This is a genomic window from Agromyces sp. Y782, assembly GCF_059445405.1.
In genome coordinates this window covers 1,232,147-1,250,306 of sequence record NZ_JCAIUG010000001.1, presented here as the reverse complement: position 1 = coordinate 1,250,306, position 18,160 = coordinate 1,232,147, and the positions used below count along the sequence as shown (strand labels likewise).

17 protein-coding genes are annotated in these 18,160 nt (G+C 70.3%); 15 read left to right on the top strand and 2 right to left on the bottom strand.

Features of this window, described 5'->3' with window-relative positions; genetic code table 11:
• Positions 1 to 139: 139 nt before the first annotated feature.
• From AC1C2S_RS05800 to AC1C2S_RS05765, 8 genes are all read left to right on the top strand, one after another.
• A complete protein-coding gene (locus tag AC1C2S_RS05800; RefSeq protein WP_495351581.1) occupies positions 140 to 763 on the top strand; it encodes a response regulator transcription factor in 624 nt (207 codons plus the stop codon).
• 138 nt (positions 764 to 901) lie between these two features.
• Positions 902 to 1,552, top strand: coding sequence for a Pvc16 family protein (locus tag AC1C2S_RS05795; protein WP_495351580.1), 651 nt, complete (start codon positions 902 to 904; stop codon positions 1,550 to 1,552).
• A 1-nt stretch (position 1,553) separates the two neighbouring features.
• Complete coding sequence (locus tag AC1C2S_RS05790) at positions 1,554 to 3,605, top strand: ATP-binding protein (RefSeq protein ID WP_495351579.1); 2,052 nt, start codon at positions 1,554 to 1,556, stop codon at positions 3,603 to 3,605.
• A 105-nt stretch (positions 3,606 to 3,710) separates the two neighbouring features.
• Positions 3,711 to 4,397: an eCIS core domain-containing protein gene (locus AC1C2S_RS05785; RefSeq protein ID WP_495351578.1), complete on the top strand. Its 687-nt coding sequence runs from the start codon at positions 3,711 to 3,713 to the stop codon at positions 4,395 to 4,397.
• A 139-nt stretch (positions 4,398 to 4,536) separates the two neighbouring features.
• Positions 4,537 to 6,099, top strand: a complete 1,563-nt coding sequence (locus tag AC1C2S_RS05780; protein ID WP_495351577.1) for a phage tail sheath family protein — start codon at positions 4,537 to 4,539, stop codon at positions 6,097 to 6,099.
• An 85-nt stretch (positions 6,100 to 6,184) separates the two neighbouring features.
• A complete protein-coding gene (locus AC1C2S_RS05775; protein ID WP_495351576.1) occupies positions 6,185 to 6,631 on the top strand; it encodes a phage tail protein in 447 nt (148 codons plus the stop codon).
• Entirely contained in the window at positions 6,631 to 7,119 is a 489-nt protein-coding gene (locus AC1C2S_RS05770) for a hypothetical protein (RefSeq protein WP_495351575.1), read from the top strand. Before AC1C2S_RS05775 ends, AC1C2S_RS05770 begins: the two co-directional genes overlap by 1 nt.
• Positions 7,116 to 7,274, top strand: a complete 159-nt coding sequence (locus AC1C2S_RS05765; protein WP_495351574.1) for a DUF6760 family protein — start codon at positions 7,116 to 7,118, stop codon at positions 7,272 to 7,274. Before AC1C2S_RS05770 ends, AC1C2S_RS05765 begins: the two co-directional genes overlap by 4 nt.
• Positions 7,275 to 7,402: 128 nt before the next feature.
• Here the strand turns inward: AC1C2S_RS05765 and AC1C2S_RS05760 are convergent, their stop codons facing one another.
• Positions 7,403 to 7,528 carry a hypothetical protein gene (locus tag AC1C2S_RS05760; protein WP_495351573.1) on the bottom strand — a complete coding sequence of 42 codons (126 nt, stop codon included), beginning with the start codon at positions 7,526 to 7,528 and terminating at the stop codon, positions 7,403 to 7,405.
• Between the two features lie 976 nt (positions 7,529 to 8,504).
• On the opposite strand from AC1C2S_RS05760, the gene AC1C2S_RS05755 reads away from it, so the two are divergent.
• The 7 genes from AC1C2S_RS05755 to AC1C2S_RS05725 are packed head-to-tail and all read left to right on the top strand — an operon-like array spanning position 8,505 to position 15,622.
• Positions 8,505 to 9,566, top strand: coding sequence for a hypothetical protein (locus AC1C2S_RS05755; protein ID WP_495351572.1), 1,062 nt, complete (start codon positions 8,505 to 8,507; stop codon positions 9,564 to 9,566).
• Positions 9,567 to 9,597: 31 nt separating this feature from the next.
• On the top strand, positions 9,598 to 10,041 hold the full coding sequence (locus AC1C2S_RS05750) for a phage tail protein (RefSeq protein ID WP_495351571.1): 444 nt from the start codon (positions 9,598 to 9,600) through the stop codon (positions 10,039 to 10,041).
• A gap of 10 nt (positions 10,042 to 10,051) precedes the next feature.
• Entirely contained in the window at positions 10,052 to 10,816 is a 765-nt protein-coding gene (locus tag AC1C2S_RS05745) for a CIS tube protein (protein ID WP_495351570.1), read from the top strand.
• Positions 10,800 to 12,656, top strand: a complete 1,857-nt coding sequence (locus AC1C2S_RS05740; protein WP_495351569.1) for a VgrG-related protein — start codon at positions 10,800 to 10,802, stop codon at positions 12,654 to 12,656. The genes AC1C2S_RS05745 and AC1C2S_RS05740 overlap by 17 nt, the downstream gene beginning before the upstream one ends.
• A gap of 14 nt (positions 12,657 to 12,670) precedes the next feature.
• A complete protein-coding gene (locus AC1C2S_RS05735) occupies positions 12,671 to 13,126 on the top strand; it encodes a GPW/gp25 family protein (protein WP_495351568.1) in 456 nt (151 codons plus the stop codon).
• Positions 13,123 to 15,060, top strand: a complete 1,938-nt coding sequence (locus AC1C2S_RS05730; protein ID WP_495351567.1) for a putative baseplate assembly protein — start codon at positions 13,123 to 13,125, stop codon at positions 15,058 to 15,060. Before AC1C2S_RS05735 ends, AC1C2S_RS05730 begins: the two co-directional genes overlap by 4 nt.
• A 1-nt stretch (position 15,061) precedes the next feature.
• Positions 15,062 to 15,622 carry a phage tail protein gene (locus tag AC1C2S_RS05725; protein WP_495351566.1) on the top strand — a complete coding sequence of 187 codons (561 nt, stop codon included), beginning with the start codon at positions 15,062 to 15,064 and terminating at the stop codon, positions 15,620 to 15,622.
• A 32-nt stretch (positions 15,623 to 15,654) separates the two neighbouring features.
• Here AC1C2S_RS05725 and AC1C2S_RS05720 read toward each other — a convergent pair whose 3' ends face one another.
• A complete protein-coding gene (locus tag AC1C2S_RS05720) occupies positions 15,655 to 18,000 on the bottom strand; it encodes a BTAD domain-containing putative transcriptional regulator (RefSeq protein WP_495351565.1) in 2,346 nt (781 codons plus the stop codon).
• Between the last annotated feature and the right edge of the window lie 160 nt (positions 18,001 to 18,160).

Genomic DNA, 18,160 nt, shown 5'->3' with positions numbered 1-18,160 from the left:
CGAGCCCGGACGAGCGTGCGCGCGCGCAGCGATGTTGCCCGTTGAGAGTGCGTTGAGTGCGCGAAGAGCGTGCCCAGACAGACTCGCTTCGTTCCCCTTCGGCGGAGCCGATCACTCCGCCTCGAATCTGGAGGATCTCATGACTCGAACGACGGTGCGCGTGTACGCGCGCGACCCCATCTCCGAAGCCGGTGTCTCGAGCGCCCTGCGACCGCGCCCCGAAGTGCGCGTCGTCGGCCCGGCCGAAGACGAGCCGCCCGACGTCGTGCTCGTCGTCGTCGACACGGTCGACGACGAGGCGCTGAACACCCTTCGCTTCGTGCGCCGCAACGGCGAGGCCCGCGTCATCCTGATCGCCTCGCACCTCGACGATCAGGATCTCGTTCGTGCCGTCGAGAGCGGCGTGGTCGGCCTCGTCAGGCGATCGGATGCCACGACGGAGCGACTGATCTCGGTCATCTCCTCGGCCGCGGCCGGCGAGGGCACCGTTCCGCCCGACCTGCTCGGGCGCCTGCTCGACCAGGTCGGCCGTCTGCAGCGCACCGTGCTCGATCCGCGGGGGATCACCTTCACCGGGCTCGCCTCGCGTGAGATCGAGGTGCTGAAGCTCGTCGCCGAGGGCTGGGATACCGCGCAGATCGCGACCAGGCTCTCGTACTCGGAGCGCACCGTGAAGAACGTGCTCCACGACGTGACCACGCGCCTGCAGCTGCGGAACCGCTCGCACGCCGTGGCGTACGCGATGCGCGAAGGCCTCATCTGATGCGAAGGGCTCCTCCGGCCGGAAGGGCTCCTCCGGCCGGATGCCGTCGCCGGCATGCCCGAGGAGGAACCCACGGCTGCCCCCACGGGTGCCCGGAGCACGGGGTGCGGCGCCCCCGCGGCATCCCACACTGAACGCATGATCGGTGAGATCGACGACGCCATCCGCGCCCTCGTCAAGGCGTCCGACGGCATCGCCGCCGACATCGACATCGCGCTCGATGCTCCGACGAAGGACTGGGCGGCCAGACGCAATGCGCCGACCGTCGACCTCTTCCTCTACGACATCAGGGAGGACACGAAGCGACGCGAATACGGCTTCACGGAGCAGCGCGACGAACGCGGTCTCGTCACGCATCGCACGCCGGCACCGCGATACTTCAAACTCTCCTATCTCGTGACCGCGTGGACGCAACGACCCGACGACGAGCATCGATTGCTCGATGCCCTGCTGCGGTGCTTCCTGCGGTTCGACGCGATACCCGACACCTACGTGCTGACGACGCTCGCCGAGACCGGGCTGCCCTGTTCGCTGAGCGTCGCGCAGCCGCCGCCGGAGGACCGGGCGTTCGCCGATGTCTGGTCGTCGCTCGGCGGCGAGTTGAAACCATCGCTCGATCTGGTGATCACCGCTCCGGTCGCGAGGGGCCTGCAATACCCCGCCGGGCCGCCCGTCACTGCGGGTGTGGAGGCGCAGTTCAGCGCGCCGGGCTTCGGCATCGACGAGAGCGCCGCGCACCGGGCATCCGATCTGCCGCCGATGCCCGGCGGTGAATCGTCGGAGGACTGAGATGATCGGCGACCCCAGCATCGCCCACCTGCTGGGGCGGATCGGAGCGATCGAGGATCGCATCCGCCGGCTCGTGGCGGCTCGGCGTGCGGTCGATCCGCAACCCGACGACCCGTTCAGGGGGCTCTACCTCAGCGACGAGATGATCGACCGGCTGCTGGCCGGTGTTCCCGGCATTCCGGCGTGGTCGGATGCCTCGGCTCGCCTTGCTGCGACGGAACAGAACGCCGACATGGCCGAGGCGGCGGGGCATCCGCTTCGCCTGCGCCGCCTGGCGCAGGCCTTCGGACTCAGCCAGATCGACGTGGACCTGCTCGTGATCGCCCTCGCGGCCGACCTCGACCAACGGTTCGAGCGGTTCTTCGGATACCTCAACGACGATGTGGGCCGACGCCGCCCATCGGTCGGCGTGGCCCTCGAGCTCTGCGGGGTGCCGTTGACGTCGGCGGAGGACCGGGCACGGCTCATCTCGGGGCCGCTCGTGTCGGGCGGGCTCGTCATCGTCGAGGACGAGGACCGCCCGCTGCCCGGGCGTGCCGTACGCGTGCCCGACCGCATCGTCGGGCACCTGTTGGGTGACGACACCGCCGATCGCTCGCTGGAGGGGGTGCTGCGCGAGCCGTCGTCCGTCGACTGGGGCGACTCGAGTCGTGTGACGCAGGCGCTCGCCGCCGGCATCCGGCTCGTCTACCTGCGAGAGTCGGCGACCGGCTCGGGTGAGGCCGTAGCGGTTCGCGGCATCCGTTCGCGGGGGCTCGGCGTCGTGCAACTCGACCTCGCGCGACTGGGCGGCGACCGCGACGCGCTCGCGCTCGCCCGACTCGCGACCCGGGAAGCCCGCCTGCGCGACGTCGGCCTGATCGCGGCGCCGGTGACCGCTGACATTTCGGCGGCCCTCGTCGAAGCCCTCGCCGACTCGCCGCAGCCGACCGTCTTCATCGGCGACTCGACTTGGGACCCGGCTTGGTGTCGCGAGCTGCCGGCGATGGCCGACGTCGAACCGACCACGACCGAGGAGCGTTCGCAGCTGTGGCGCACGTCGCTCGGGCCCGCGGCCGACGGGCTCGACGTCGCCGAGGCGACCGGCCCGTTCAGGTTGGGGCCGGAGCAGGTGCAGCGCGCGGCCGCCACCGCGCGCACGCAGGCAACGCTCACGCCGAGCGGCGTGATCACCGCCGAGCACCTGGCGGCGGGCGCGCGTGCCGAGAATGCTTCGGCACTCGACCGGCTCGCCCGCCGGGTGGCGCCGTGCGTGGGGTGGGATGACCTCGTGCTGCCCAACGGGCCGTTGAACGCGCTGCAGGAGATCGAGCTCCGGGCGCGGCACCGCGAGCAGGTGCTCGGCGACTGGGGCATGCGACCAGGCGGCGGCCGCGGGCACGGCGTCGTCGCCCTGTTCGCGGGCGACTCGGGCACCGGCAAGACGATGTCGGCCGAGGTCGTGGCGGGGGGCCTGGGGCTGGACCTGTACGTCGTCGACCTTTCGACCGTCGTTGACAAGTACATCGGTGAGACGGAGAAGAACCTCGAGCGCATCTTCCGGGCGGCCGCCGGCACGAACGCGGTGCTGCTCTTCGACGAGGCCGACGCCGTGTTCGGCAAGCGCAGCGACGTGAAGGACTCGCACGACCGCTACGCGAACGTCGAGAGCGCCTACCTGTTGCAGCGCATGGAGACCTTCGACGGCCTCGCAGTGCTCGCCACGAACCTGCGCGCCAACATCGACGAGGCGTTCACCCGCCGACTCGACGTGATCGTCGATTTTCCGATGCCGGATGCCTCGCAGCGCACGCGCCTCTGGGATCGCAGCCTCGGCCACCACCTGCGGCGGGCCGACGACATCGACCTGGAGTTCCTCGGGCGGTCGTTCGAGCTCGCGGGCGGCGGCATCCGCTCTGCTGCCGTGACCGCCGCGTATCTGGCCGCCGCCGACCGCGGCACCGTGCTCATGAAGCATTGCGTGATCGCGGTGCACCGCGAGTACCGCAAGCTCGGCCGGCTCGTGGTCGAGAGCGAGTTCGGCGCGTATTGGCCGGAGGTCGTGGGGCGATGACTCCGATTACCCGCATGTGCAGGAGTGGCTGCCCGAACGGGCAGATCCCCCACGACCGTGCCGCGGGCGCGGTGGAATGGAAGCGGTCGATCATGGAGGTGCACCATGCACGCACATGAGATGGACGGCATCGATGTCGAGGCCGGACGGCGTACGCCGGAGGCCGCGCGAGAGCCGGGCGCGGCGATGCCCGGGCTCGCCGAGCGACGGCCCGAGGTGCTGAGCAGCGCAGCCATGCTTCGATTGCAGCGCGAGGCCGGGAACGGCGCCGTCAGCGAACTCGTCGAGGAGCAGCGTTCGCCCGTGCACGACGTGATCACCTCGGGTGGGTCGTCGCTCGCACCGGGGGTGCGCACGGATATGGAGTCCCGACTCGGCCATGATTTCGGCGACGTTCGCGTGCACACGGATGCACCGGCCCACGCCTCGGCGCAGTCGGTCGGTGCGCACGCCTACACCACGGGCAACCACGTCGTCTTCCAGCGGGATGCGTATGACCCGTCGTCGCAGGCCGGGCGCACGACGCTCGCGCACGAGCTGACCCATGTCGTGCAGCAGCGCTCCGGTCCGGTCGCGGGAACACCGACCGGCGGCGGGGTGAGCGTCAGCGACCCCGATGACCGCTTCGAGCGCGCTGCCGCCGACAACGCGGCCCGTGCCATGAGCGCGCCCGCGCCGGTGCAGCGGCAGGAGGCGCCCGACGAGGAGGAAGAGGCGGTGCCGGGCACGTTCGTGCAGGGCACGTTCGTGCAGCGCGAAGAGGACTCCGACGAGGAGGAAGCGGCCGGCTGAGCAGGGGGCGTGCACTCGCTCGCCTGGGCAGTGCCCGATCGCGCAGCCACCGCTACCCACGCGCACGCACCGAAAGACTGCGCCGCGGGCCATCGGCTCGCCGACGCTGGAGAGACGCAATCCAGCGAAGGAGTTCGGGATGCCCACCTACCTTTCACCCGGTGTGTACGTGCAGGAGATCGACGCGGGGACGCGGCCGATCGAGGGCGTCGGCACCGCGGTCGCCGCATTCATCGGCATCGCGCCGAAAGGGCCTGAGAACTCGCCGACCCTCGTGTCGAACTGGACTCAGTTCGTCGACACGTTCGGTGGCCTGTACGAGGGCGCCTACCTGGCCTACGCGGTCTACGGCTATTTCCTGAACGGCGGCGGCAACTGCTATGTCGTGCGCATCGGCACGGCGCCGGTCAGCGGGAAGAGCAGCGGCAAGCGCGAGCCCAAGCAGCTCGCTGCCGGTCCGCAGACCGCCCAGATCGGCAACTACGCGTTCACGGCGAAGAACGCCTCGCCGAATGCGAAGCCGGTCAAGGTCGAGATCGCCGACCCCGAGGGGGAGGCGCCCGAGGAAGGAACGTTCAAGGTCACCGTGACCGCCGAGGGTCGCTCGCCGGAGGTCTACGAGAATGTCTCGGCCAAGCCCAGCAGCCCCGAGTACGTCGTGTCGAAACTCGCCGAATCGAAGCTCGTCACGGTCGAAGAGGTCGACCCGGCATCCGCTGGTCTGAAGCCTCGGACCGGCACGTTCGACCTCGTCGTGCCCGAACCCGAAGAGCAGCCGATCGTGCTCGACGACATCGGCGCGGCGAACTACATCGGCGACTCCGCCGACCGCACGGGCTTCAGCGGCCTCGAAGCGGTCGAGGAGGTCACGATGGTCGCGGTGCCCGACCTCATGGCCGCATACGAGCAGGGCGCCGTCGATATCGAGACGGTGAAGGCCGTGCAGCTGGCCGTCATCGCGCATTGCGAGCTCATGGGCGACCGCATGGCGGTGCTCGACCCGCCGCCGCAGCTGTCCGCGCAGGACGCAGCGAAGTGGCGGCGCCTGGACGCGGGTTACGACTCGAAGTTCGCGGCGCTCTACTACCCGTGGATCAAGGTGCTCGACCCGGTGTCGGGAACCAACCGGTTCATCCCGCCGTCGGGACACATCGCCGGCGTGTGGGCGCGCAACGACAACGAGCGCGGGGTGCACAAGGCGCCGGCCAACGAGGTGATCCGCGGCGCCGTCGAACTGCAGACGCAGCTGACCCGCGCCGAGCAGGAGACCCTCAACCCGATCGGCGTGAACGCCATCCGCAGCTTCCCGGGGCGCGGCGTGCGCGTCTGGGGTGCACGCACCCTCTCGAGCGATCCGGCGTGGCGGTACATTAATATCCGCCGGCTCTTCAACTACCTCGAGAAGTCGATCCTGAACGCGACCCAGTTCGCGGTCTTCGAGCCGAACGACCCGGCGCTCTGGGGCAAGCTCAGCCGTTCGATCTCGAGTTTCCTCATCGGCGAATGGCGCAAGGGCGCGCTCTTCGGGCGCAGCGCAGACGAGGCCTTCTACGTGAAGTGCGACGACGAGACCAATCCGGCCGACGTCATCGACGCGGGCCAGGTCATCTGCCAGATCGGCGTTGCACCCGTGAAGCCCGCCGAGTTCGTGGTGTTCCAGCTCTCGCAGTTCTCGGGCGGCACGAGCCTCGTCACCGAATGACCGACCACGACCGACCACCGACTACCGACCACGACCGACCACCGACTACCGACCACGACCGACCACCAACCACTAGGAGCATGACATGGCACTCGCAGATGCCTTCGATTCCTCACCTGCCTACGCCTTCAAGGTCACGATCGACGGAATCGAGATTCCGAAGGTGACCGAGGTCTCGGGCCTGAAGAACGAAGTCGACAAGATCGAACTGAAACAGCAGCTCGCCGACGGAAAGTACGTCGCGCGGCAGCTCATCGGCCGGGCGAAGACGGGTGAGTTCACCGTGACGCGGGGCCTCACCGAATCCAAGACGATCTCCGACTGGCTCAAGGTCGTCATGAAGGGCGACGTGGCCGGGGCGCGCAAGAATGCGTCGGTCGAGTTGCTCGACTACGAGGGCAGCTCGCTCAAGAAGTACGAGTTCCGCAACTGCTGGGTGCGCGTCGTCGAGGTCAACTCGCTGAAGGCGGGCGCGACCGAGCAGGCGACCGAGAAGTTCACGGTCTGCTTCGACGAGTCCGAGGTGACCTGATGCAGCGCGTGCTCTCCACGAGAGCGAGCGCGTCGGCCGCGTCGGCCGCACCCGGTGCGGATGCGGCATCCGATGGGGCCGGTGCGGGCTCGGGGCCGACCGCCTTCGACGAGGGGGCCATGCGCACCGAGTTCGCGTTCGAGCTTCCGCGCGGCTACGTCACCGCCGACGGCACCGTGCATCGTCGAGGCGTCATGCGGCTGGCGACGGCCCGTGACGAACTGCTGCCGCTCTACGACGCACGCGTGCAGGAGAACCCCGCCTTCACGACGGTCGTGCTGCTCGGCCGGGTGATCACATCGCTCGGAACGCTCGGCACGGTCGACGGCTCGATCATCGAGAACATGTTCGCGTCCGACGTCGCGTTTCTGCAGGACTTCTACCGTCGCATCAACGCCGAGGGTCACACCCGAATCGCGGTGACGTGCCCGGAGTGCTCGCACCGGTTCACCGCCGATCTCGCAGGCGGACGCCTGGGGGAATCATGACGTACTCGTCCGACCGCATCCATGAGGAGGTCGCGTACGTCGCCTATCACTTCCACTGGTCGCTCGACGACATCCTCGACATGGAGCACGCGGCGCGTCTGCGTTACGTGCACGAGATCGCGGCGATCAACACGCGGCTCCGCGAAGGCGGTTGAGGCGTGCGATGGCCGTGGCAGCGATCCGAGGAGCGGACGACGGATGCCGCGCCTCGCGTCGTCGCGCCGTCGATCGCTGATCGCTCCGTGCCGCCAGCGGGCTGGGCGTTCCTGCCGCCGCTGCAACGTCAGGTCTCGGATGCCGCTCCGGCCATCTTGCGGCCGGCGTTCGTCGCGTCGCTGCCGACGCGGGTCGTGCCGGCGTCGCTCGGCACGATGGGCCACCTCGTCGACGACCGGGCTCCGGCGGGCATGTTCGGCCTCGACGGCGGGGCGCTCGGAGCGCCCGTGCAGCGCGCGGCCGCGTCGGAGCTGAGTCTCCGGCAGCGGCCGCAGCAGCCGCCTGGTCGAGCGTCGGCGCCATCCGCGCGTCAGGTGCATGCGGTGACGGATGCCGCGGGGCCCGAGCTGCCCGTTCAACGCCTGGATGCCGACGAGGGGCTGCCGCTCGTGCAACCGGCGGAGGCGGACGACGTCGTTGCCGGGGGCCCGGGCGCCGCGGCGCTGCAAGCATCGAGCGCAGCGGAAACACCGGAGCAGGACTCGTCCGAGGTACCGGCGCAGGTGCAGCCACAGACGCAGGTGCAGCCACAGACGCCGACGCAGGCGCAGGCGGAACCATTCGCGCCCGAGACCCTCGTCGGCTCACCCGACTATCGCCGAAGTCGGGCAACTCGAGGGATCGAGCCGCCTTCTGTGGAGTCCGCGCCTGGGAGTCCCATCGAGTTTCCCGACTTCGGCGATAGTCGGGCAACTCGGGGGGCGGAGCCGCTTCCGAGCTCCGCTCCTGGACCCGCACCGCGAACGACGGCCGCTGAGGCGGCCTCCTCGGCGCCGCCGCGTGTCCAACCGACGTTGCAGCGCACAGCCCTGAACGCTGGGCTCGCGCGGAGCCCCGCCACGACCTTCGATGCATCGCCCCCGCCCGCCTCGACCCGGCGACCGGTCGGCTTGGGCGCGCCGCTCACGTCCGCACCGGTGCAGCGCGAGTCGGATCGTGGCGCGCAGTCCTCGACTGAACCGCCCGACCGATCTCACGCACGGTCCGAGACGTCTCAACCGGCTGCCACGGATGCGCCGGTTGCGCAGCGCTCCTCCGCTGAGGATGCAGCGAGCATCGCCCGAAGGCATCCTTCGGGTCGCGTATCGGTGCACTCGGAGGACACTCGCGGGGCGGCGTTTCCCGCCATCCAACGCGATGTGTCCGGGATCCCTTCGTCATCCGTCGACATGACCCTGCCTGAAGCCGTCCCCGCCGACGACGCATCGGTGCCCGTGGCCCAAGCCGGTTCCGACACGGTTGCCGCTCCCAGCGCGGATGACGCTCCCGGCGTGACGGCGCCCGTGTTCCCGCTGCGCTCAGTTCCCCTCTTCGCCGCACGGACGATCGTGCCGGCGATCACGACTCCCGGCCTCGGACCCGCGGCCGTGCCGCGCCAGAACAGCCGGGTCGTCGCCGCACGGGTGATCGCTCCGGATGCGCCCTTCGTCGCCCACGGCACTGCCTCCAACTCCGGCCCTGCCTCCAACCCCGGCCGTGCCTCCAACTCCGGCCCTGCCCCCACCCCCTCCACCCCCGCCTCCAACCGCGCCGCGGCGTCGGCCCCCGCATCCTCGACCCTGCGCGGCTCGATCCCCGTGCAGCGCTCCGCCGCTCCCGCGCGACCGACGAGCACACCAGCGACCACCGACGGTTCGTTCCACGTCGACGGACCGGCGCGGACGTGGAACGACTCGAACGAGGCATGGCCGAGCGACGATTCCCGGGCGGCCGCGGCCGTAACCGCGGCCGCGGCATCCGTCTCACGGGTCTCAACGCCGAGGTCCGCCGCGATGCACGGCACGACGACGCCCCGCCCTGCCGCGCAGCCGGTCGTCGCGCCCGTGCAGCGCGCCTTCGGCCTCCCGACGTCGGTGCCGCGGGCGCCGGATCTCTCGTCCCTGGCGCCGTCGGTGCCATCGGCGCCTGGCCTCTCGTCGCTGGCGGACCGCGCGCCCGGTCTCCCGTCGGTGCCCGACCTCCCTTCGGCAGACGAGCTCCGTTCGCGCGCCGCCGATGCGGTGCCGGAGGCGGCCGACGCGCTTCGTTCCACCTCCGACACCCTGACGCAGGCCGGCCAGGCGCTGTCGTCCGCGGCACCCGCGACGGCAGCGGCGGCGGCGGCCGCCGCGTCCGGTCCCGAGAACGTGGAGCAACTCGTGCGCAAGTTGTACGGCCCGCTCGTGCGCCGGATCAAGGCCGAACTGCTGCTCGACCGCGAGCGCCGCGGCATCCGCATCGACGGAATCTGAACGAGACGGAATCTGAACGAAGGGGATGACGATGCTGACCGACACCGAGATCGCCGTCGGCGTGCACTACCTCGTGCACCTCGACGAGGAGGACCTCGGCGACTTCGCGAGCTGCGAGGGGCTCGGTGTCGAGGTCGTGCTCGAGTCGCGTGAAGAGGGCGGCAACAACGGGTTCATCTGGCAGTTCCCGACTCGGCTCAAGTATCCGAACATCAAGCTCACCCGGCCAGTGAGCAAGCAGTCCGCCGACAAGATCGTGAACTGGGTCGTCGCCGCCGTCTCGGGCTTCTCGCGCGGCACCGGCCACATCGAGGCGAAGACCGCCGATGGCCAGACCGTCGCGACCTACGACCTCCACGACGTCATCCCCGTTCGCTGGACGGGGCCGTCGCTGAACGCCGACCAGCCGAAGGTGCTCATGGAGACGCTCGAGATCGCCCACAACGGCTTCGTGAATACCGGCTCGAAATACTGAGGAACCCGCGATGCCCGTCACCTCCACCGCCTCCGACACGAAGAGTCTCGTGCACGCCGCCATCGACGTGCACGAGCCCGGCCAGACGCCGGGCAAGGTCGGCGCCCTCCTCGCCACGATCGACTTCCAGCTGAATCCGAAAGAGGTGACCATCGCGAAGTCGGCGAAGTGGGAGAGCAAGAACCAGAAGAAGGCGGCGTCGGCGCCACCCGCGACCTACCAGGGTCCGGAGCCCCAGAAGATGAGCGTCGAGATGTACTTCGACGAGACGCGCTCGCGCGACGGAAGCGTCGTGAAGAACGTCGAGGCGCTCTTCCAGGCGTGCACCCCGACGAGCGCCTCGAAGGACGGCGACACGCCGTCGGCGCCGTGGGTGAAGTTCAAGTGGGGGGTGCTCACCGGATTCGTCGGCTACATCAAGAGTGTCTCGGCGAAGTACACGCTCTTCTCACCCGACGGCAAGCCGCTCCGGGCGGTCTGCACCGTGGCCCTCGAGGAGCTCGCGAACGAACCGAAGAAGCAGAATCCCACGTCGGGGGGCCTGCAGCCACGTCACGCGCACACGCTCCGCGAAGGCGATTCGCTCGCGGGCATCGCCTACCGCGAGTACGGCAACCCGGCGCACTGGCGCTCTCTCGCCGAGGTCAACGGCATCGACGATCCGTTGCGACTGCGGCCGGGGCACATCGTGCTGATCCCCACCCTCGAGGAACTCTCCCGCGCCGACGGCCGCGAGATCGCCCGGAAGGAGGTCGCCCGTGCCCGCCTCCACTGAGACCTACACGAGCCTGCTCCTCGTCTCCGTCGGGGGCACGGCGCTGCCGCCCGCCGTCGCCGGCCTGCTCGAGCGCAGCAGGGTCACGGATGCCGCGAACCTCCCCGATTCGTTCGAACTCGAGTTCGTCGACTCCGCCGGGATCGTGCTCGAGCAGGGCGGGTTCGCCATCGGGGCATCCGTCACCCTCGCCGTCTCGCAGAACGGCGGCGATGGACCGCAGAAGCTGCTCGACGCGGAGGTCACCGCTCTCGACCGCGAAGACGTCGGCGGGGAGCTGCGCACCCGGGTGCGCGGCCTCGATACCTCGCATCGCCTCTTCCGCGGCCGTCGGGTCGCGGCCTACGTCGACATGTCGACCGCCGACATCGTGGCGAAGGTCGCGCAGCGGGCCGGCGTCAAGGTCGGCACCGTCACCGGTCCGGCCACGATCATGGCCCACACGACGCAGGACAACGTCAGCGACTGGGTGTTCCTCAAGCGACTGGCGGATGCCGCGGGGTGCGTGTTCTCCGTCGTCGACCGACAACTGCAGTTCGGCCCGCCGACGAACGCGTCGACGGCGGAATCGGGCTCGGCATCGGCGAACGACGACCCGATCGTGGTCGAGCACGGCCGCAACACGACGTACCTGCACGCCACGATCACGAGCGCCGAGCAGGTCTCCGAGGTCGAGGTGCGAGGGTGGGATGTCGCCGCGAAGGAGAAGGTGGTGTCCACCGCGCCCGCGAAGACGCTGACGACGGAGTTGCCGACGCTCGATCCCGCGAAGGTCGCGAAGGTGTTCTCGAGCCCCCGCTACGTCAGCGGCGCCGGCGCGGGCGCGCAGCAGCCGCAGGACAAGCTCGCCGAGGCGATCGCCTCGCGCATCGCCGGCGGGTTCGCCGAGGTCGAGGCGCAGATCCTCGGCAATCCGCGCATCCGCTCGGGGATCGCCGTGCGGCTGCGGGGATTCGGTGCGCCGTTCGACGGCCGCTACACGGTCACCGAGTCGAGGCACGAGTTCAGCTCCGAGCAGGGGTACACGACGACGCTCACCGTCTGCGACGCCTCGGATCGGTCGCTGCTCGGGGTCGGATCCCGGCCGGAGCACGCCGTGACCGGCTTCGGGATGACCGGGGTCGTCAGTGCACTCGTGAGCGAGATCTCCGGCGCCGGCGCAGCGGGGGAGGACGGCCGCGTCCGGCTGACGTTCCCATCCCTCTCCGACGACTACGTGAGCGGCTGGGCGCGCCTCGCACAGCCGGGTGCCGGCGCCGACCGAGGTGCCGTCGTGCTGCCCGAGGTCGGCGACGAGGTGCTCGTCGCGTTCGAGTCGGCACGATTCGATCGCCCGGTCGTGCTCGGAGGCCTCTACAACGGCAAGGACCTGCCCCAGGGGGGCTGGGGGTCGTTCGTCGAGTCGGGCAGCGTCGTGCGTCGCAGTTTCACCTCGCGCGCGGGGATGGTCGTCGAGTTCGTCGAACGCCAGGGGGAGGAACTGCTGCGCATCTCCACGAACGAGGGTGCGCAGCACGTCACCCTCATGCAGACCTCCGAGAAGGGCATCCAGATCGTGTCCGAGGGGTCCGTCTCGGTCGTCGCCAAGCGCGACGCGACGGTCACCGTCGAGGGCGATGCAACGGTGACCGCGAGCCAGGGCGCCATCTCCCTCGCGGCCAGGAAGATCGCACTCGACGCGTCGTCGGAGCTCGCGATCTCGGCTCCGAAGGTGAAGGTCGACGGCGCAGCATCGCTCGACCTCTCTGGCGCGGCGGTCGCGGTGAAGGCGTCGGGCACGGCCGAGCTCTCGGCGTCGGGCGTGACCGTCGTCAAGGGCAGCGTCGTCAAGATCAACTGACAGGAGGTCACAGGATGTCGCAGGAATTCGTCGGGCGAGGGTGGTCGTTCCCCGTGCACGCCGACGCGAGCGGGCGCATCGCGCTCTCGTCCGACGCGCACGAGATCGAGGAGAGCATCCGGCTGATCCTCGCCACGGCACCCGGCGAGCGGCCGATGCGGCCGGAGTTCGGATGCGCCGTGCACGACTACGTCTTCGCGCCGGCGGACGCCGCGACGGCCGGCGCCATCGGTGACGCCGTGCGCACCGCCCTCATCTTCTGGGAACCCCGCATCGACGTGACCGGCGTCACGGTGACGTTCGACCACGCTGACGAGGGAGTGCTGCTCATCGACGTCGGCTACGCGATCCGCGGCTCGAACGACCCCCGGAACCTCGTGTTCCCGTTCTATGTCATCCCCGATCGAAGCACTGTCATTCCCGATCGAACCTCTGTCATCCCCGATCGAACTTCGGAGCGACTGCCATGACCCTGCCCACGCCGCACCTCGACGACCGCCGATTCCAGGACCTCGTCGACGACGCCAAGCGACTCGTCGCCGCACGCTGCCCCGAGTGGTCGGATCACAACGTCTCCGACCCCGGTGTGACGCTCATCGAGACGTTCGCGTTCATGACGGACGAGCTGTTCTACCGGCTGAACCGCGTGCCCGACAAGCTGTACATCGCCTTCCTGGAGCTCATCGGCACGACCCTCTTCCCGCCGACGGCGGCGCGTTCCGACCTCGTCTTCTGGCTTGCCGCCCCGAGGGAAGACGTCGTGATCGTGCCCGAGCACACCGAGGTCGGCACGCCGCGCACCGAGCAGACCGAGTCGACCGTGTTCCAGACCACCTCCGAGCTCCCGATTCCGCCCAGAAAGCTCGCCCATATCGGGAACCGGTCGGGCAAGGCCGTCACGGTGCGCGGCGCACGGCTGGGCTCCGAGACGCTCGACGCCTTCGCGAACCCGCCGAAGGTCGGCGACGAGTTCCTCATCGGCCTCGACGAGCCGGCACCTGGGCTGGCGATCGGCATCCACCTGGACTGCGCGGTGCGCGGCGTCGGCGTCGATCCTCTCGATCCGCCGACCGTCTGGGAGTCGTGGAACGGCACCGGCTGGTCGCGCTGCGACGTGGTCTCCGACCGCACCGGCGGGCTCAACCAGCCGGGCGACGTCGTCGTCATCGTGACCCGTGACCACGTGGCATCCGTCATCGGAGACGAACGTGCCGGCTGGCTCCGGTGCCGGATCGTCGAGCGCGAGCAGACCGTTCCGAGGTACAAGTCGCCGCCGCTCGTGCGAGAGGCGACGGCGGCGACCGTGGGCGGGGTGGTACAGGCCATGCACGCGCACACGATCGACGACGAGATCCTCGGGCTGTCGGAGGGTGTGCCCGGCCAGGCGTTCGAGCTCCAGGAGCGGCCCGTGGTCGACGACGGCGAACCGTTCGTCGTCGAGGTCGGCACCGGCAAGGGATGGGACGAGTGGACGGAGATCGACTCCTTCGCGGGCTCCGGCGATGGCGGCCGCAGCATCATGGTCGATCGAGCCCGAGCCACCGTGATGTTCCCGCCGGCGGTACGAGAGTCCGACGGTTCGTTCCGCGTCTACGGGTCCACGCCGCCGAAAGGCGTGCCGTTGCGCGTGCCCCGGTATCGCGTCGGCGGCGGCCGCGGCGGCAATGTCGCGGCCGGCACGCTCTCGGTGCTGCGGTCGACCGTGCCGTTCGTGCGTGGTGCGGAGAACCGCTCGGCCGCGCACGACGGCACCGACGGCGAGACCGTCGACGAGGCGAAGGTGCGGGGACCGCTCGCGTTGCGCACTCGCGATCGGGCCGTGACGCTCGAGGACTACGAGCAGCTCGCCAAGCGTGCCGCGCCGGGGGTCGCCCGCACCCACGCCGTCGCGGCGCCGGACACGCTCGGCGTGCGCCTGCTCCTGGTGCCGACCGCGGCGGTCGGGGCCGACGGCCGGATCGAGTTCGACGACCTGATTCCCGGCGATGAGCTCCTCGGCACCATCGCCGCGGATCTCGAGCCGCGGCGGATGGCCGGCACCCGGCTCGTGATCGAACGGCCCGAGTACCAGGGCGTCACGGTCGTCGCGAAGCTCGTCGCACATCCGAGGGTGGCCGTCGATCGGCTCCGCGCCGATGCTCTCGCGACGCTCTACGGGTATTTCGATCCGATCAGGGGCGGTTCGTCGGGCGGGGGATGGCCGTTCGGCCGCCCAGTGCTCGCGGGCGAGGTGTACTCGGTACTGCAGTCGCTGCCCGGCACCGAACTCGTCGACGAGGTGCTGCTCTTCACCGCCGACCCGGCGACGGGCAAACGCGGTGAGCCCGCGCAACGCATCGAGATCGGCGGGAACGCCCTGGTGTTCAGTTTCGAGCACCGTGTGCGCGTGGCGGCGGGAGTCTGACATGCGCGGCCTGGTTCCCGAGCTGCCCAGCCCCGTGCCGCTGATCACCCGTCTGCCCGCGGTGCTGCAGGAGGACGACTTCCTGAATCAGGCGCTGCCCGCCTTCGACGACCTGATCGCCCCGGTCTACTCCACGCTCGACAATCTCGAGGCGTACGTGCGGCCCGAGTACGCCCCCGCCGATTTCCTCGAATGGCTCGCCGGATGGGTCGACGTCGCCGTCGACGAGGAGTGGACCGAGGAGCAGCGCCGCCGCATCGTTGCGGATGCCGCGCGGCTGCACCGTCGCGTCGGCACGGCGGGGGGTATTCGCGATGCCCTGCAATTGGCGGCAGGTCCCGCCGCCACCGTTGAGGTCGAGGAGTCCGGCGGCACCTCGTGGTCGACGGACCCGGGTGGGCCGCTGCCCGGCTCGAGCGACGCCGTGGTCGTCATCACCATCACCGTGCCGGGCGGCGACCCGGAGTCGCTCGCCCGCCGCTTCGAACGCGTGGCCGCCGGCGTCGTACCGGCGTACCTGCCGACTCGCCTGTCGGTCTCGATGGTGGAAGCCGGATCGTGACGGCACGGCACGGCAGGGGTGGCGCTGGTCGGCTACTCGACGCCGAGGGCGACGCGCATGTGGCGGTAGCCGTCTTCCGCTCGCCGTGCCGCGACGACGTCGCCGGAGCTCCGGTGCACCATGACGAGTGTGCGCCACGACTCGTCGAGCCACGGGTCGATCTCGACCGCGCGACTCGCGGCGGCGACCGCGGCGTGCGCGTCGCCGATGCGGAGCTCGAGGTGCGCCAGCGACGCGGCGGCCTCTGCTGCCCGCACCCGGTATCGTTCACGAGCCCCGGCCACCCATTCGGCCGGGCCGTCCTCGGGGAGCACATCGCCGACGTAGAGGGCCAGGGCGCCGCGCAGGCCGTTCGCGGTGGTGACGGCATCCCGCCCGAGCTTGGAAGCGGCCGCCTGAGCGAGCTGATCGTCGAAGTCGGCCAGGTCGCAGTCGTGCCGCTCGGTGATGCCGAGACGGTAGGCCTCCCCGACGCGTTCGACGATGGATGCTCCGGGGCCGATCAACTCCGCGGGGAGCGCTCGGCGCAAGCTGGACACGCTCACGTGCAGTGCGTGCACGGCGGAGTCGATGCCGAGATCGCCCCAGAGGATGTCGGCGATGAGCTCCCGGTGCAGCGGCGAACCCGCGTTGAGGGCGAGCATTCGCAGCAGTGCTCTCGCCTGGGGCCGCACGGCCCTGAGCTCGATCTCGGAGCCGTCGGCGCACAGGTGGAAGCCACCGAAGCACCTGACCGTCACGTGCGGATGCCTCGGCTCGGCATACGCGGCGATTCCGGGCGCCCCGGCTCGCATGACCGCGACGTCCCCGCTGGAGAGAGAAGGGGACAGTCGCGGCAGCCCGGTCTGCAGGGCGCACCGCCGAGCCGAGGCGATGAGGGCGGGCGCACGCGCGCCGGGCCCGACGAGTGCGCGTGCGGCGTCGATGAACGCGCGGGCGCCCTCGACGCCGGTGGCGATCGAGGCGGTCTGAGCTTGGACGATCTGGTCGCGCGCGTCGGCCGCACCGGATGCCGCGGCGAGCAGAGCCCCGGACGCACGCGCCCACGCCGCGACATCCGTGAAGCCCAATCGTTCGAGTCGATCGGCGAGCGAGTTCGCTTGCACGTACGTCGCGCGCCCCCGCCGGAGGCGCATCACGAATTCGATTCCCGCGACGAGAGCAGCGGCCACGTCGTCGCCACGGGTCTCGCACTCCTCGACGACTCCTTCCACGGCCAGAGAGGGAAGGGCGGATGTCGCGGCCACAGCACCGCGAACGACACGCGCTTGCGCATCCAATCGTCGCGCGACGCACTCGCGTTCGAGGGCCGCAAGCGCGTCGAGCGTCGTCTCGCGCGGCGTGACCGGCTCACGGATCATGAGGAGGGCGAGGAGCGCTGCGGGGCGCTCGGGAGCGTCGCCCGGCGTTCGGAGCACGCGCTGCAGCAGGGGCACGGCACCGACCACGTCGCCGCGGCGGAGCCTCGTCATCGCGGCGTCGAACGGCGCGGATCGGGAGACGGCCGGGACTCGGAGGCGCGCGGCGACCGGTGCCGTGTTCGTGCCGTTGATCGTCGCCACGCTGCTCGGACTCGGTGCCGCGGGAAGGCGGACGTCCGCAGGAAGTCCCGCGCGCGCACGGAGATGCCGGCGGAGGATGGGCGGCAACACGCGCGACCCGAACTCGGTGACGTGCATGATCGCACCGCTGTCGACGGCGTCGAGCAGTCTCGTCGCGGCATCCGCCCCCAGCAGTCGGGCGCAATCTGCGAAGCCGAGCGCGGAGAGGCCGCTCGTGAGCTCGAGCGAGCGCACGACGTCGACCGGAAGCGCATGCAGGGCCACCTCGAGGCCGGTCGCCGCGAAGTCGCTCTGCAACAACTCCTCGACCGCCGCGCTGAGCGACTCGCGGCCGACCGATCGCGACGCCAACGCGAGCTGGTGCACGAGGCCCGCCCACCCGCAGGTCTCGGATGCCACATGGGAAGCGCATTCGAAAGGGAGTATCTGCCCGCCGACGACCCGGAATGACTCGGACACCTCATCGATGCGGAGAACGAGCTCCGGTGCGGTCACGATGTCGGGTTCGATCTCCGTGGCGTGGGCGAGGTTCGCGCCCAGGGCGTGCCGCGAGGCGAGGATGACGTGACGTCCGCTGCCGCAGTGCGCGATCATCCGCTCGAGAGCGGTCTCGCCTCGCGTGCCGGCCACGAGCTGCACGTCATCGATCGCGATCGTCGTCGGGTCGCCCGACGTGGCGCCCATGATCAACGCGTCGAGCGCCGCAGGATCCCGGCATTCCCGGCCGAGGGTGACGACGACGACCTGGTCGACTGAGTTGCTCAGCCGACGAAGGAGGGTCGACTTCCCCGATCCGCTCGGGGCCACGATGAACACGCAGGGGGAGTGCAGGCGGCGCGCCAACCGCGCCGGGACGAAGTCCCGGCGTGCAGCCTGATCGTTTCCCGCAACCCCCATGCGACGCACCGCCAAACCTCACGTCGGCGGATGTCGCCGCTCGGTCTGACGGAACTCAATCTATGCCCTCTCGCCCCTC

What these genes read in the sequence shown, in the direction of transcription:
- AC1C2S_RS05795 (WP_495351580.1), top strand. Translation starts at nt 902, where the DNA reads ATGATCGGTGAGATCGACGACGCCATCCGCGCCCTCGTCAAGGCGTCC.
- AC1C2S_RS05750 (WP_495351571.1), top strand. Translation starts at nt 9,598, where the DNA reads ATGCTGACCGACACCGAGATCGCCGTCGGCGTGCACTACCTCGTGCAC.
- AC1C2S_RS05790 (WP_495351579.1), top strand. Translation starts at nt 1,554, where the DNA reads ATGATCGGCGACCCCAGCATCGCCCACCTGCTGGGGCGGATCGGAGCG.
- AC1C2S_RS05760 (WP_495351573.1), bottom strand. Translation starts at nt 7,528, where the DNA reads ATGCCCGCCGGAGCCCGGTCGTCGACGAGGTGGCCCATCGTGCCGAGC.
- AC1C2S_RS05800 (WP_495351581.1), top strand. Translation starts at nt 140, where the DNA reads ATGACTCGAACGACGGTGCGCGTGTACGCGCGCGACCCCATCTCCGAA.
- AC1C2S_RS05725 (WP_495351566.1), top strand. Translation starts at nt 15,062, where the DNA reads ATGCGCGGCCTGGTTCCCGAGCTGCCCAGCCCCGTGCCGCTGATCACC.
- AC1C2S_RS05785 (WP_495351578.1), top strand. Translation starts at nt 3,711, where the DNA reads ATGCACGCACATGAGATGGACGGCATCGATGTCGAGGCCGGACGGCGT.
- AC1C2S_RS05775 (WP_495351576.1), top strand. Translation starts at nt 6,185, where the DNA reads ATGGCACTCGCAGATGCCTTCGATTCCTCACCTGCCTACGCCTTCAAG.
- AC1C2S_RS05765 (WP_495351574.1), top strand. Translation starts at nt 7,116, where the DNA reads ATGACGTACTCGTCCGACCGCATCCATGAGGAGGTCGCGTACGTCGCC.
- AC1C2S_RS05735 (WP_495351568.1), top strand. Translation starts at nt 12,671, where the DNA reads ATGTCGCAGGAATTCGTCGGGCGAGGGTGGTCGTTCCCCGTGCACGCC.
- AC1C2S_RS05730 (WP_495351567.1), top strand. Translation starts at nt 13,123, where the DNA reads ATGACCCTGCCCACGCCGCACCTCGACGACCGCCGATTCCAGGACCTC.
- AC1C2S_RS05780 (WP_495351577.1), top strand. Translation starts at nt 4,537, where the DNA reads ATGCCCACCTACCTTTCACCCGGTGTGTACGTGCAGGAGATCGACGCG.
- AC1C2S_RS05755 (WP_495351572.1), top strand. Translation starts at nt 8,505, where the DNA reads ATGACCCTGCCTGAAGCCGTCCCCGCCGACGACGCATCGGTGCCCGTG.
- AC1C2S_RS05770 (WP_495351575.1), top strand. Translation starts at nt 6,631, where the DNA reads ATGCAGCGCGTGCTCTCCACGAGAGCGAGCGCGTCGGCCGCGTCGGCC.
- AC1C2S_RS05745 (WP_495351570.1), top strand. Translation starts at nt 10,052, where the DNA reads ATGCCCGTCACCTCCACCGCCTCCGACACGAAGAGTCTCGTGCACGCC.